We start from the raw sequence: 14,418 nt of genomic DNA, 5'->3' as shown, positions 1-14,418 counted from the left end.
ACATCTTTCGTACGTAAAATTTATATTTACCAGTTCCACAGCGTGCCATCTTCCAGGCGAGCAACAGGCAGATATGCAGGTTCATACGGATATTTCGCCGCCAGTTTTTCGTCAAACTCGATCCCAAGGCCGGGTTTGTCTCCTGGGTGCATATAGCCGTTATCAAAGGTCCAGTTATGCGGGAACACTTCCAGCATCTGCTCGGAATAGCCCATATATTCCTGTACGCCGAAGTTCGGCACCCACAGATCAAAATGCAGCGCGGCGGCCATGCACACAGGCGATAGATCGGAAGGTCCATGTGAACCGGTACGTACCTGATACAGCGACGCGAAATCAGCAATCCGGCGCATACCGGTGATACCACCTGCATGGGTGATGGTGGTGCGGATATAGTCGATCAATTGTTCTTCGATCAGCTGTTTGCAGTCCCAGATGCTATTGAACACTTCCCCTACCGCAATCGGCGTGACGGTATGCTGGCGGATCAGGCGGAAGCACTCCTGGTTTTCAGCAGGGGTTGGGTCTTCCATCCAGAACAGACGATATTGCTCAATGCTTTTGCCAAAACGGGCCGCTTCAATTGGCGTCAGACGGTGATGCATGTCGTGCAGGAGATGTTCGTTGAAACCGAATTTATCGCGCACGGCTTCAAACAGTTTTGGCGTGAAATCGAGATATTTCTCCGTTGACCATAACTGTTCTTCCGGCCATTGCCCTTTAGTGGCAGGTTCATAGGCCAGTCCTTTGCCTTTAGACATACCGTAAGTGGTTTTCATGCCCGGTACGCCACACTGCACGCGAATCGCTTTAAAACCCATTTCTTTATGACGCGCATAATCTTCCAGTACGTCATCAACGGTATGGCCTGTGGTGTGGCAGTAGACCATAACCCCTTCACGAGAAGCACCGCCGAGTAACTGGTACAACGGCATATTGGCTGCTTTCGCTTTGATGTCCCACAATGCCATATCCACTGCGGAAATCGCCGACATGGTGACCGGCCCACGACGCCAGTACGCGCCTTTGTAGAAAAACTGCCAGATATCCTCAATACGATGCGCATCGCGACCAATAAGCTGCGGACACACATGATCTTTCAGATACGACGCCACGGACAGCTCGCGTCCATTTAACGTGGCATCTCCCAGCCCGGTGATCCCATCTTCTGTCGTAATTTTCAACGTCACAAAATTACGCCCAGGACAGGTAACAAAAACATCAGCCCCAACAATCTTCATTTCTTATTCCCTACATCTGTTCTTGTGATGCAGGAAATTTACTCAACTGAGCTACTACCATACAAGTATAAAGATCAAAAAAGCACTGCTTGATCACAAAAAAAGGCGCTATGCGCGCCCCCATCCAGCCACAATGATCAACATGCCGCACAACGCCACCAGCGCGCCAGACCAGTCATACAAACTGAGTTTTACACCATCGACAATGCGTAGCCATAACAGCGCGGTCACCACGTAAACACCGCCATAGGCTGCGTATACACGCCCGCTGGCTGCCGGATGCAGTGTCAGCAACCAGACGAATAAAGCCAGTGACACCCCCGCGGGTATCAGTAACCAGGCTGTAGCCCCTCGCTTAAGCCAAAGCCAGGGTAAAAAGCAGCCAATGATTTCGCATAACGCGGTGACGAAAAAAAGAAATGTGGTCTTAAGCATTGATGTTATTCAGTTACCTTCGGTTTAACTATGATACGACAGAATCTCGTTAGCGTATCCATATCCACCGGGTGGGTATGCCCGCAAACCGGAATAGTGTAGAATTTAACCCTGTTTTATCGTTTTTACCCTTTCCCATAAAAGGAATTCGCCATGAAAATTACACTGACCAAACGCCTGTGCCTGACGGCTATGCTGACGCTGGCTGCGGCTGTGTACACCTCTTCCGCATTTGCTGAAACCAGTAAACTGGTCATTGAATCCGGGGACAGTGCGCAAAGTCGTCAACAAGCAGCAATGGAAAAGGAACAATGGAACGATACGCGTCAGCTTCGCCAGAAAGTCAACAAACGTGCAGAGAAAGAGTGGGACAAAGCCGATACAGCCTTTGATAGCCGTGATAAATGCGAACAGAGCGCTAATATTAATGCGTACTGGGAACCTAACACATTGCGCTGCCTTGACCGCCGTACTGGCCGCACCGTTGCCCCATAATCATTGCACTTTGAAGGATATTGAAAGGATACGATATGACTAGCGCCCTCAGTGTTAAGTTGCGCCCGCTGGAGCGTGAAGATTTACGATTCGTTCATCAGCTTGATAATAACGCCAGCGTAATGCGTTACTGGTTTGAAGAACCTTACGAAGCGTTTGTTGAGCTGTCAGACCTGTATGACAAACACATTCACGACCAAAGCGAACGTCGCTTTGTGGTGGAATGCGACGGTGAAAAAGCCGGACTCGTGGAACTGGTTGAAATTAACCATGTGCACCGACGGGCGGAATTCCAGATCATTATTTCCCCTGATTATCAGGGCAAAGGTCTGGCTTCCCGGGCTGCTAAGCTGGCGATGGATTACGGCTTTACCGTACTCAATTTATATAAGCTGTATCTGATCGTTGATAAAGAGAACGAAAAAGCTATCCACATCTACCGTAAACTTGGCTTTATGGTCGAAGGCGAGCTGATTCATGAATTCTTTATCAACGGCCAATACCGCAACACTATCCGTATGTGTATCTTCCAGCAGCAGTATCTGGCAGAACATAAAACGTCAGGTCCAAACCTGCTGCAACCTACAGCTCAATAAAGCCTGACTAATAGTACGCGATGGTGTTTTCAATTGAGTAATGGTGTTCAACTGCCGGCTTCACGCTCTCGTCAACGATAACGAGCTGGCAGTTGACCGGATTTGCGTATTCATCGTATTTGCACGTTTGTTTGACGTGGCCTACCGGATGATTGTTGAGCAGGCTCACCGCGGTGTAATCCAGCTTCTTTAACGGGTCGACCGACGGTTTGGCATCAACCTGTAAGGTATTGTCCTTATTGACGGTTGTTTTACCCAGCGGATAGCCTTCCGCATCATAGCGATATTCCACCTTCATCTCTTTCCCCGTGGCAGAAACGACAAAACCGTTATCGTCGGTATCCCACACCACTCCTGCCGCAGGCAGTTCCGCCAGTTGGCATTTGCCCTGTAAACGGATCCGTTTTTCCAGCGTTTCGGCATCCCGGTAGTAGTTTGCATCCAGGACCAGCGCCATACCGGTATTGTTTTCAATATCGTGCAGTTCAAGCGTATCGAAACACCCTTCCTGTGACAGCGTACCAACGACACGCTTAGTGACCTCACCTTTATCATTGAGCAGCGTCTGGCTGAAATCTTTCACCGGCCCACGCAGCGGGTCGAAATCAAATTCATTGGAAAAACTGGCCATTTCCGGCGTAAAGGAAACCAGCCCTTTGGCGTTATCACAGCCAACCAGCACGACGCACAGGAAACCTAACAGGGTCTGTTTCTTCACATTTTTCACCGGGATAAGAAGATAATTCTCAATCATATTAGCAAATACAGTTATTTACACCAGAAATGCTAATCTTAGTTTAAGTCGATCATAAAGGAGCTGATGATGAAATACATACCAGGAATTGCCGCGATCATGTTGGTAGTCGCTTCCCCGCAGGTTCTGGCGGCACCCGCGTCATGCGAACGCGTAAAAAGCGATATCGAACAACGCATCATCAATAATGGTGTAGCTGAATCCAGCTTCACGCTGAATATTGTCCCCAACGATCAGGCCGATCAACCTGACTCACTGGTAGTCGGACATTGTGCAAATGATACGCACAAAATTCTCTATACCCGAACCAACAGCGGCAACGCCCCCGCCAATAGCACATCTGCACAAGACGGACACGTCGCCGAACCGCAATAAATCTCACCCTCCGTGCGCGGAGGGTTACTCCAGTTTGATATGCATTAAGATGACATACCCATAAATGGGTAAACTCACTCCATTATTAGCATGCTATTAATTTCGCTGTAGAGATTAGTATATAGCGATAACTATAATGGAGTGAGTTATGTCTGATATTGAGCAATATGGAGGCATCAGCCGCAGGACGTTAGTGAAATCCTCGGCTATCGGTTCGCTGGCGCTTGCCGCAGGCGGGCTGTCATTACCTTTTGGAATGCGCACCGCCGCCGCTGCGGTACAACAGGCGATACAACCGGCTGAAGAGAAAGTGGTTTGGGGTGCGTGTTCCGTGAATTGCGGTAGTCGATGCGCCCTGCAACTCCACGTCAAAGATGACGAAGTCGTATGGGTGGAGTCCGATACGACCGGAGACGATATTTATGGTCAGCACCAGGTTCGTGCCTGTCTGCGTGGGCGTTCAATCCGCCGACGGATCAATCATCCGGATCGCCTGAATTATCCGATGAAGCGCGTAGGCAAACGTGGTGAGGGAAAATTCGAGCGTATAACCTGGCAGGAAGCACTGGATACCATCAGTGACAGTTTAAAAAATACCGTAGAGAAATACGGTAATGAAGCTGTTTATATTAATTACACCTCAGGCATTGTAGGCGGCAACATTACGCGCTCCTCTCCTTATGCCTCGCTGGTCGCTCGCCTGATGAACTGCTATGGCGGATTTCTGAGTCATTACGGCACTTACAGCACCGCACAAATCGCGGCAGCAATGCCCTATACCTACGGCTCAAATGACGGCAACAGCACATCCGACATCGAAAACACGAAACTGGTAGTAATGTTTGGCAATAATCCTGCCGAAACGCGCATGAGCGGCGGCGGAATAACGTACTTCCTTGAGCAGGCCCGGGAGCGATCTAATGCCCGGATGATCGTCATTGATCCGCGCTATACCGATACCGCTGCGGGTCGTGAAGATGAGTGGATCCCTATCCGCCCAGGAACCGATGCCGCACTCGTGGCGGGACTTGCCTGGGTTATGATTAACGAAAATCTTGTCGACCAGGCGTTCCTCGACACATATTGCATTGGTTATGACGAGAAAACCCTACCCGCCGACGCCCCCGCTAACGGACATTACAAGGCCTATATACTTGGCAACGGCGATGACGGTATCGCTAAAACGCCCAAATGGGCCTCGCATGTCACCGGGATCCCCGCCGATCGCATTATCAAACTGGCTCGGGAAATCGGCAGCACAAAACCGGCATATATTTGTCAGGGTTGGGGTCCGCAACGTCAGGCTAACGGCGAACTGACCTCACGCGCGATCGCGATGTTGCCTATCCTGACCGGCAACGTTGGCATCAACGGCGGCAATAGCGGTGCACGAGAATCAACCTACACCATCACGATTGAACGCATGCCGCTGCCGGAGAATCCCATCAAGACCTAGATATCCTGCTTTAGCTGGACCGACGCCATCGCTCGTGGCCCGGAAATGACCGCAACCCGCGATGGCGTGCGCGGGAAAGATAAGCTCGATGTACCGATTAAATTTATCTGGAACTACGCGGGCAACACCATTACTAATCAGCACTCAGATATCAATAAAACGCATGAGATCCTTCAGGATGATACGAAATGCGAAATGATAGTGGTCATCGAAAACTTCATGACATCCTCGGCCAAATATGCCGATATTCTGCTGCCGGACCTAATGACCGTCGAACAGGAAGACATTATTCCTAACGACTATGCGGGCAACATGGGATACCTCATTTTTATTCAACCCGCGACGTCACCGAAGTTCGAGCGTAAACCGATCTACTGGATAATGAGCGAAGTCGCCAAACGCCTTGGCAATGATATTTATCAACGCTTTACGGAAGGCCGTACTCAGGAACAGTGGCTCCAGTATTTGTATGCAAAAATGCTGGCCAAAGACCCCGCGCTGCCTTCCTATGACGAGCTGAAAAAAATGGGGATCTATAAACGTAAAGACCCTAACGGGCATTTTGTCGCTTATAAAAAATTCCGCGACGATCCGCAGGCCAATCCGCTCAAAACACCGTCCGGAAAGATTGAAATTTATTCCAGTCGACTGGCGAAAATAGCCAACACCTGGGAGTTGCAAAAGGACGAAGTAATTAGCCCGCTTCCCGTCTACGCCTCTACGTTTGAAGGGTGGGATGATCCGAAACGCAGCGCATTTCCGCTGCAGTTGTTTGGCTTCCATTACAAATCCCGTACGCACTCCAGCTACGGCAATATCGATGTTCTGCAGGCGTCCTGCCGTCAGGAAGTGTGGATCAACCCTGTCGATGCCCAAAAGCGTGGTATTGCAAATGGCGATTTGGTGCGGGTCTTTAACGACCGCGGTGAAGTACGTATTGCAGCCAAAGTGACGCCGCGGATCCTGCCCGGCGTCAGCGCAATGGGCCAGGGTGCATGGCACGATGCCGATATGACCGGCGACAAAATTGATCATGGCGCCTGCGTCAATACGCTGACAACACAGCGCCCTTCACCGCTGGCAAAAGGCAACCCACAGCACACTAATCTGGTCGAGATCGAGAAGGTTTAAGGACTAACCCATGACAACTCAGTATGGATTTTTTATTGATTCCAGTCGTTGCACCGGATGCAAAACCTGCGAACTGGCCTGCAAAGACTACAAGGATCTCACGCCCGACGTCAGTTTCCGCCGGATTTACGAATACGCCGGAGGTGACTGGCAGGAAGACAACGGCGTCTGGCGACAGAACGTTTTCGCCTACTACCTCTCCATTGCCTGTAACCACTGTGAAGATCCGGCCTGTACCAAGGTTTGCCCCAGCGGGGCTATGCATAAACGTGATGATGGTTTTGTGGTCGTTGATGAAGATGTGTGTATTGGCTGTCGTTACTGCCACATGGCCTGTCCGTACGGCGCACCGCAGTACAATGCCGCCAAAGGGCATATGACCAAGTGCGATGGCTGTCATGACCGCGTGGCAGACGGCAAAAAGCCTGTCTGCGTCGAGTCCTGTCCGCTGCGTGCGCTGGACTTCGGTCCCATTGATGAACTGCGCGAAAAACATGGTGAGCTGGCAGCCGTCGCCCCGCTGCCGGGTGCGCACTTCACCAGACCGAGTATTGTGATCAAACCAAACACCAATTGCCGCCCGACCGGGGATACCACGGGTTTTCTGGCTAATCCAAAGGAGGTGTAAAATGGGAAATGGATGGCATGAATGGCCGCTGGTCCTGTTTACGGTGCTGGGCCAGTGCGTAGCCGGGGCGCTGATCGTAAGTGGCTACGGCTGGCTAACCGCTAAAGACGAGCTGGTAAAACAACGTATCGTTCGCAGCATGTTTTTTCTGTGGCTGGTGATGGGCATCGCCTTTCTCGCCTCGGTCATGCATTTAGGTTCGCCGCTGCGCGCATTTAACTCGCTGAACAGAATTGGCGCATCGGCGCTGAGTAACGAAATTGCCAGCGGTTCGCTGTTTTTCGCCGTCGGTGGCCTGTGGTGGCTGGTGGCGTTTCTCGGTAAAATGCCCGCAACGTTAGGTAAAATCTGGCTGCTGTTGAGCATGTTGCTGGGCCTGGTATTTGTCTGTGCGATGACCAACGTCTACCAGATAGACACCGTCCCAACCTGGTATAACGGCTATACTACACTCGCGTTTTTCATGACGATGCTGCTGAGCGGGCCGCTGTTTGCCGCCCTGCTGCTGCGGGCTGCGGGTGTTTCCTGCAGCCCTGCCAGATTCGCCGGTATCAGCGTGCTGGCCCTGCTGGTGACCGTGGCTGTTGTTGTGCTGCAGGGACTGTCGCTCAGCGAAATCCACAGTTCGGTACAAAACGCCGGCGCGCTGGTGCCCGACTACGCAAGCCTGCAGGTCTGGCGCATCCTCCTGCTGGTTGCGGGTCTGGGCTGCTGGATATGTCCGCTTGTCCGTCGCAAAGAACCGCCCGTCGGCGGACTGGCGCTGGGCTTAGTGTCCGTCCTCGCCGGTGAAATCATTGGCCGCGGCTTGTTTTACGGTTTACATATGACAGTCGGAATGGCTGTCGCAGGTTAATTTTCGGGTGCGGGGCAACCCGCACTTTTCAGGATTGTTTGCATGACCCATTTTTCACAACGTGACAACTTTTCCACCGCAGCGCGTGTGCTCGGCGCGCTGTTTTACTATGCCCCAGACAGTGCCGAAGCTTCGGCACTGGTCAGTGCGTTAAGCAACGATGGTTGGCAGGCGCAGTGGCCGCTTGAAAAGACAACGCTTTCGCCGTTAGTTGCACAGTTTCAGGCTGAGGCCGATGAGTCTCTCCCGCAGGCCTGGCAACGTCTGTTTGTTGGCCCTTATGCGCTCCCTTCTCCGCCCTGGGGATCCGTCTGGCTGGATCGTGAAAACGTGTTGTTTGGCGACTCCACGCTGGCTCTGCGTCAGTGGATGCGGGACAACGGTATCCAGTTTGCTATGCAGCAAAATGAGCCAGAAGATCACTTTGGTTCACTACTGTTGCTGACGGCCTGGCTTGCTGAGAACGAACGCCACACCGAGTGCGAACAGCTGCTGGCCTGGCATCTGTTCCCATGGTCATCGCGCTTCCTTAATGTATTTATCGAAAAAGCCGATCACCCGTTCTACCAGGCGCTGGGTGAGCTGGCGCGTCTGACACTGGCACAGTGGCAATCACAGTTACTGATCCCGGTAGCCGATAAGCCTTTGTTTCGTTAATTTCGTCACAGGCAGGATGCATACTGCCTGTGGTGCATCTTGTTGCGCACGCTGAGCTTTTGCTTCTGTTGTCAAATAGCCGCAAAATAAAACGTCTGAAACTTCCTCTCTGGCCACACATGCATCATTTACATGCTTATCCTGACCTGCGCGCCATGTTCCGCCGTCTGCTGATCGCCGCGTTGATTGGCGTCCTTGCTGCGCTGGCCGTCGCAGGATTTCGTCATGCCATGCTGCTTCTCGAATGGTTGTTTCTGAGCAATAACACGGGGAGTCTGGTCAACGCTGCGACAAACCTTTCGCCTTTAAGGCGTATGCTGACACCTGCACTCGGCGGTCTGGCGGCTGGATTACTGCTGTGGGGCTGGCAAAAATTTAACCGTTTACGCCCACAGGCTCCCACTGATTATATGGAAGCCCTACAAACCGACGGACAATTTGACGTCAGTGCAAGCCTGGTGAAATCGCTGGCCTCGTTACTGGTTGTCGCCAGCGGGAGCGCTATCGGACGCGAAGGTGCCATGATTTTACTGGCGGCGCTGGCGGCTTCCTGCTTTGCTCAACGCTTTACCCCACGTACAGAATGGAAGTTATGGATTGCCTGCGGCGCCGCAGCGGGTATGGCCGGAGCCTATCATGCCCCGCTGGCGGGCAGTTTATTTATTGCCGAAGTGTTGTTTGGCACGCTGATCCTCGCATCACTGGGACCGGTAGTGGTGTCCGCCGTAGTCGCATTACTCACCACCAATCTGCTTAGCGACAGCAATGCACTGCTGTATACCGTTCACCTGTCTCGGGAATTGCATACTCTGGAATACGTTATGATTGTCAGCACCGGTCTGGCTGCTGGCATCTGCGGACCGCTCTTCATGTGGCTGATGACCGCCAGCCATAATGGTTTTTTGCGCTTAAAACTCTCGCCGCCGTGGCAACTGGCGCTTGGTGGGTTGATCGTTGGCCTGCTTTCATTGCTCACGCCTGCAGTCTGGGGTAATGGCTACAGCGTGGTGCAGTCATATTTACTTTCGCCACCGCTGCTGGCCGTAGTTAGCGGGATTTTTATCTGCAAATTACTGGCGGTGCTTGCCAGCAGTGGATCCGGTGCGCCAGGTGGCGTGTTTACGCCAACGCTGTATGTCGGCTTGTCGGTGGGCATGCTGCTGGGTCAGGTATGGGGATTATGGCTTCCGGGCTCGGATGAAATTGCTATTTTGCTGGGCTTAACGGGGATGGCCACGCTGCTGGCGGCTACCACGCATGCACCAATAATGTCGACCTTGATGGTTTGTGAAATGACCGGGGAGTATCGCCTGCTCCCCGGATTACTGATTGCCTGTGTCCTGGCGTCGGTGCTGTCGCGTACGTTACGCCACGACTCTATCTACCGACAGCACGCTGCCGAGCATTGACAGACGGATGTACTGCGACAGCTCACGCTGCTCTGCACGAGGCAGATAAGGCAGTTCACCGATAAGCGGGGCAGGTAATTTTTTACCCAGCACATCAATGATTTCCGCATAATGCGCCAGCCCCGGGTTGATTCGGTTCGCGACCCAGCCAATCAGCGGCAGTCCGTCGCTGGCAATCGCCTGTGCGGTGAGGATGGCATGATTAATACAGCCTTCCTGGATACCCACCACCATCAGCACCGGCAGTTGTTCCTGCACCACCCATTCCGATAACGGACGCAGATCGTTCATCAAGCTCCGCCAGCCTCCGGTGCCTTCCACGACAACGTGATCGACTTTTTCGCTGAGGCTTGCGAGACCGTTGGATAACAGGGTGTAATTGACCGGACCACTATGCGCTACGCTACTTTCGTCTTCGCTGAGCGCAATCGGGTTGACCGCTTCGTAAGGCAGTTCGATAGTGGACACGCTTTGCAGCACCAGCGCATCTTTGTTGCGCAGACCTTCGGGCGTCTCTTTGCTGCCTTTGGCTACAGGTTTGTAACCCGCAACGCTTTTACCCCCTGACGCTAACGCTTGTAGTAATGCGCGGGAAACCACGGTCTTCCCAACAGAAGTGTCTGTACCTGTAATAAAGAAACGCTTCAGCATCACTAACTCCACCGTTATGCTTTGAAAATATAAGTCAGGAAAATAAAACAGTGGAGAAAGTCTAAGGTATGACGACCAGGATCAGCTTGAGATAGCGCAATTTTTCGTACAACAGTTAAAAAATGTTAACCCTGTAATAGACGAATCAACAAAGAACCGTTATACATCGCGTCCTTAACGAGCGCCGCCCCCGCCATCGTCCCCTGATTGGTAAACTGCGTACTTTCGACGACTATATGCTGACTGTAAGCCGGAAGTGCCTGCTGACGAATGCTGTCAGCGATGGTAGGGAACAAGATATCTGCCGCTTTACTGAGCGGAGACCCAATCAATATCTTTTGCGGGTTGAACAAATTCACCATGATGGCAAGAATTCTGCCGACGTGGGTCCCGACGCCGCTAATGATATCTTTCGCCAATAAATCACCCTGCATTGCCGCCAGACACAGTGCGTCTACCGTCAGCGGTTGCCCGTGTAAAGAAGAACTCATTGACTGCTTCAAGCGCACCTGCGCCAGTTCGAGCACGCTGTCGACGCTGGCGATCGTTTCCAGACAACCATGGTTACCGCAGTAGCAGCGTTTACCGTACGGATCCACCTGCGTATGGCCAATTTCCACCAGGCTACTGCTGCCTGCATGCAGTAAATGACCGTCAGTGATCACCCCGGCACCCACGTTATGATCGATCACCACCTGAATGACGTCGCGCGCACCACGCGATGCGCCGAAAAGCGCCTCAGCCATGGTCCAGGCGCTAATATCATGCTGAATATAGACCGGTACGCCAGTATGGTTCTCAAGCGCCTGGCCCAGCGGCATCTCTTTGACATCTTCGTAAAATGGCATGCGATGCACGATACCGTTTTCAGTATCAATAATGCCGGGTAAGGTGATGGCGATGGAGGTTAAGCGTTCCAGCTTTTGTTGGTGGCGGATGAAAAACTGGTCGACCTGGGTAATAACACGTTCCAGAAGCGGTGTTTCACTGACCAGCTCCATTTCAAGGCAATCTTCTACCACCAGTTTGCTGCTCAGATCGCGCAGTGCCAGAAAGATCTCGCCGCGACTGATACGGATGGATAAATAGTGCCAGGCTTCCGTTTCAACAACCAGCCCAACTGCCGGACGCCCACGGCTGCCCGCTTCCTTGATTTCCAGCTCTTGCACCAGGTGCGCTTCGAGCATTTCGCGGACAATTTTAGTAATACTGGCAGGCGCCAATTGCGCCAGGCGAGAGAGATCAATACGCGATACCGGACCCAGCTGATCAATCAGGCGATAAACCGCGCCAGCATTGGTCTGCTTAATTTGATCGATATGCCCAGGCTGACTATCAGCAACCACCACTTACTCCCTTTATTTTCGCGCTCCGAAATAATCTGCGGGCTATGGTGAAGCACTTCAATGGCTCCCGTCAACTTTTTACTTAGCCTTGTGATTTACTGCACATTTTCACTCATTTTTAAACTAAATTAATCGCCTGAACGGCCGCCAGCAGCTGCTCACGAAAACGTTGCGCGGCGTGACTTTGCTCATGATGCTTTGGCCACACTAACCACATTTCCGAGACAGCATCTTCTTCCGCTATCGGGATCCAACACATTTCATATAGCTGCACCCGTTTAAAAGAAGCAGGAAGTATAGAAACCCCTAATCCTGCAGCCACCAGCCCGATGATAGTCATCGCTTCGCCAACCTCCTGCGCAATCGTCGGTTTTAGTCCATAGCGACGCATCAGGCCAAGAATATCGTCATACAACCCTGTCCCCACATGGGGATCAAAAAAGACAAATGGTTCATTCGCCAGTTCGGCCAACGTGACCACGGGTTTTTGCGCCAACGGATGCGCGCGTGGGATCATAGCCATCAGTGGTTCATGCAGAATGATTTCACGCTCCAGCGTTTCCGGAAGCTGCGTATTGCGCAGAAGTCCCAAATCCAGCGTCCCTTCATTGAGCGGGGCAATTTGCTCACGTGTGTTCATTTCGCGGGTTTGCATATGCACTGCCGGGTAGCTTTGACGAAACAGAGATAACGTATCTGAAACGGCTTTGATAAACGGCGCCGACGACGTAAAGCCGATACGCAATTCCCCTGCTTCTCCCAAATGCAAACGCTCAGCCCTGGCGGCGGCTTCATTAACCAGCCCGAGGATCTGCCGACTGTCTGCAAGAAACTGCTTTCCGGCAGAGGTCAGCGCCACGCTACGGTTAGTTCGGGCAAGTAACCGGGCGCCAACCTGCTGTTCAAGGATCTGGATCTGCTGGCTTAGCGGCGGTTGCGAAATGTTTAATCGTGCTGCCGCCCGACCAAAATGCAACTCTTCGGCAACGGCCACAAAGTAACGTAAATGACGCAGTTCGATATTCATATTTTTAAAGTATTATTTGAGATTATTAATATATTAGACAGAATATTGTGATTTTCATACTCTTAAGGCTGGTCCTGTAGACGTAATTGGATGAGCAAGGATTTCAAGTGAGCCGTACAACAACTGTCGATACCGCGCCAACAAGCGATATTGATGAACAGATAGTTACCCCGCCGGATGGTTTTATCAAACGCGGAACATCCCCATTTATGCGCGTCACGCTGGCGCTGTTTTCCGCCGGACTGGCGACTTTTGCCCTCCTCTATTGTGTACAACCCATACTCCCTGTGCTTTCGCACGAGTTTGGTGTCTCTCCTGCCAGCAGTAGTATTTCACTCTCCATTTCAACGGCGATGCTGGCGATAGGGTTACTGTTTACCGGCCCACTTTCAGATGCTATTGGCCGCAAGCCGGTGATGGTTACCGCGCTGCTGCTCGCCTCTTGTTGTACGCTCCTTTCAACAATGATGACCAGCTGGCACGGTATTTTAATCATGCGGGCGCTGATAGGTCTTTCACTGAGCGGAGTCGCGGCGGTAGGGATGACCTATCTGAGTGAAGAGATTCATCCCAGTTTCGTCGCCTTTTCAATGGGCTTGTATATCAGCGGTAACTCGATTGGCGGTATGAGTGGTCGCTTGATCAGTGGCGTGTTTACCGACTTTTTTAACTGGCGTATCGCGCTGGCGGCGATCGGCTGTTTTGCCCTTGCCTCTGCGCTGATGTTCTGGAAAATCCTGCCGGAATCTCGTCATTTCAGACCAACGTCGCTGCGCCCGAAAACGTTGTTTATCAACTTCCGCTTGCACTGGCGCGACAGAGGCTTGCCGCTGCTGTTTGCGGAAGGATTTTTACTGATGGGATCATTTGTCACGCTGTTTAATTACATCGGCTACCGCCTGATGCTCTCTCCGTGGGAACTCAGCCAGGCGGTTGTCGGTCTGTTATCTGTGGCGTATCTGACCGGGACCTGGAGTTCGCCAAAAGCAGGTTCTATGACCACTCGTTATGGCCGTGGCCCGGTAATGCTCTTTTCAACTGGCGTGATGCTGGTTGGACTGTTGATGACCCTGTTCACATCGCTATGGCTGATCTTCGCCGGGATGCTGCTCTTTTCAGCCGGTTTTTTTGCCGCGCACTCCGTTGCAAGCAGCTGGATTGGACCACGGGCAAAACGCGCTAAAGGCCAGGCTTCTTCCCTGTATCTGTTCAGCTATTATCTGGGATCCAGTATTGCCGGTACGCTCGGCGGCGTATTCTGGCACAGCTACGGCTGGAACGGCGTGGGCGGATTTATCGCCCTGATGCTGGTGCTGGCGTTGCTGGTCGGCGCACGTTTGCACCATCGTCTGCACGTATAA

At 52.2% G+C, this 14,418-nt stretch carries 14 protein-coding genes and 1 pseudogene; 9 read left to right on the top strand and 6 right to left on the bottom strand.

What is annotated here, in order from left to right:
* Positions 1–26: 26 nt before the first annotated feature.
* Positions 27–1,241 carry a starvation-sensing protein RspA gene (gene rspA, locus SK34_RS18210; protein WP_003836327.1) on the bottom strand — a complete coding sequence of 405 codons (1,215 nt, stop codon included), beginning with the start codon at positions 1,239–1,241 and terminating at the stop codon, positions 27–29.
* A 108-nt stretch (positions 1,242–1,349) separates the two neighbouring features.
* On the bottom strand, positions 1,350–1,676 hold the full coding sequence (locus SK34_RS18205; protein WP_044699845.1) for a YnfA family protein: 327 nt from the start codon (positions 1,674–1,676) through the stop codon (positions 1,350–1,352).
* Positions 1,677–1,829: 153 nt separating this feature from the next.
* Here SK34_RS18205 and SK34_RS18200 point away from each other — a divergent pair, with 153 nt between their 5' ends.
* The gene (locus SK34_RS18200) at positions 1,830–2,171 is read left to right on the top strand and encodes a DUF1283 family protein (RefSeq protein WP_003032382.1); all 342 of its coding nucleotides are present in this window, start codon (positions 1,830–1,832) and stop codon (positions 2,169–2,171) included.
* A 35-nt stretch (positions 2,172–2,206) separates the two neighbouring features.
* Positions 2,207–2,767 (top strand): spermidine N1-acetyltransferase, encoded by a 561-nt coding sequence (gene speG, locus SK34_RS18195; protein ID WP_003032379.1) that lies wholly within the window; start codon positions 2,207–2,209, stop codon positions 2,765–2,767.
* 7 nt (positions 2,768–2,774) lie between these two features.
* Here speG and SK34_RS18190 read toward each other — a convergent pair whose 3' ends face one another.
* Positions 2,775–3,485 carry a YnfC family lipoprotein gene (locus SK34_RS18190; RefSeq protein WP_080971890.1) on the bottom strand — a complete coding sequence of 237 codons (711 nt, stop codon included), beginning with the start codon at positions 3,483–3,485 and terminating at the stop codon, positions 2,775–2,777.
* Positions 3,486–3,587: 102 nt separating this feature from the next.
* On the opposite strand from SK34_RS18190, the gene SK34_RS18185 reads away from it, so the two are divergent.
* From SK34_RS18185 to clcB, 6 genes and pseudogenes are all read left to right on the top strand, one after another.
* Complete coding sequence (locus SK34_RS18185; protein WP_096890173.1) at positions 3,588–3,896, top strand: DUF1161 domain-containing protein; 309 nt, start codon at positions 3,588–3,590, stop codon at positions 3,894–3,896.
* Positions 3,897–4,044: 148 nt separating this feature from the next.
* Positions 4,045–6,483 (top strand): annotated as a pseudogene (gene ynfE, locus SK34_RS18180) (selenate/tellurate reductase subunit YnfE).
* A gap of 10 nt (positions 6,484–6,493) precedes the next feature.
* A complete protein-coding gene (locus SK34_RS18175; RefSeq protein WP_048233707.1) occupies positions 6,494–7,111 on the top strand; it encodes a DMSO/selenate family reductase complex B subunit in 618 nt (205 codons plus the stop codon).
* A 1-nt stretch (position 7,112) separates the two neighbouring features.
* On the top strand, positions 7,113–7,967 hold the full coding sequence (locus tag SK34_RS18170) for a dimethyl sulfoxide reductase anchor subunit family protein (protein ID WP_048233705.1): 855 nt from the start codon (positions 7,113–7,115) through the stop codon (positions 7,965–7,967).
* A gap of 42 nt (positions 7,968–8,009) precedes the next feature.
* On the top strand, positions 8,010–8,624 hold the full coding sequence (dmsD, locus tag SK34_RS18165; RefSeq protein ID WP_003028918.1) for a Tat proofreading chaperone DmsD: 615 nt from the start codon (positions 8,010–8,012) through the stop codon (positions 8,622–8,624).
* 119 nt (positions 8,625–8,743) lie between these two features.
* On the top strand, positions 8,744–10,033 hold the full coding sequence (gene clcB / locus SK34_RS18160) for a voltage-gated ClC-type chloride channel ClcB (RefSeq protein ID WP_048233855.1): 1,290 nt from the start codon (positions 8,744–8,746) through the stop codon (positions 10,031–10,033).
* On the opposite strand, the gene bioD is transcribed toward clcB, so the two are convergent.
* From bioD to SK34_RS18145, 3 genes are all read right to left on the bottom strand, one after another.
* A complete protein-coding gene (bioD, locus tag SK34_RS18155; protein WP_003028922.1) occupies positions 9,989–10,684 on the bottom strand; it encodes a dethiobiotin synthase in 696 nt (231 codons plus the stop codon). The two genes, clcB and bioD, sit on opposite strands and share 45 nt — an antisense overlap.
* Before the next feature lie 125 nt (positions 10,685–10,809).
* Positions 10,810–12,030, bottom strand: coding sequence for a sugar metabolism global transcriptional regulator Mlc (gene mlc, locus SK34_RS18150; RefSeq protein ID WP_003028923.1), 1,221 nt, complete (start codon positions 12,028–12,030; stop codon positions 10,810–10,812).
* 118 nt (positions 12,031–12,148) lie between these two features.
* Positions 12,149–13,057, bottom strand: coding sequence for a LysR family transcriptional regulator (locus tag SK34_RS18145; protein WP_003836337.1), 909 nt, complete (start codon positions 13,055–13,057; stop codon positions 12,149–12,151).
* 107 nt (positions 13,058–13,164) lie between these two features.
* Between SK34_RS18145 and SK34_RS18140 the strand changes: the two genes are divergently transcribed.
* Positions 13,165–14,418 (top strand): MFS transporter, encoded by a 1,254-nt coding sequence (locus tag SK34_RS18140; protein WP_003836350.1) that lies wholly within the window; start codon positions 13,165–13,167, stop codon positions 14,416–14,418.

This window comes from Citrobacter sp. MGH104, assembly GCF_001034485.1.
Lineage (GTDB): Bacteria > Pseudomonadota > Gammaproteobacteria > Enterobacterales > Enterobacteriaceae > Citrobacter > Citrobacter freundii.
This window is presented reverse-complemented; position numbering and strand designations above follow the sequence as displayed.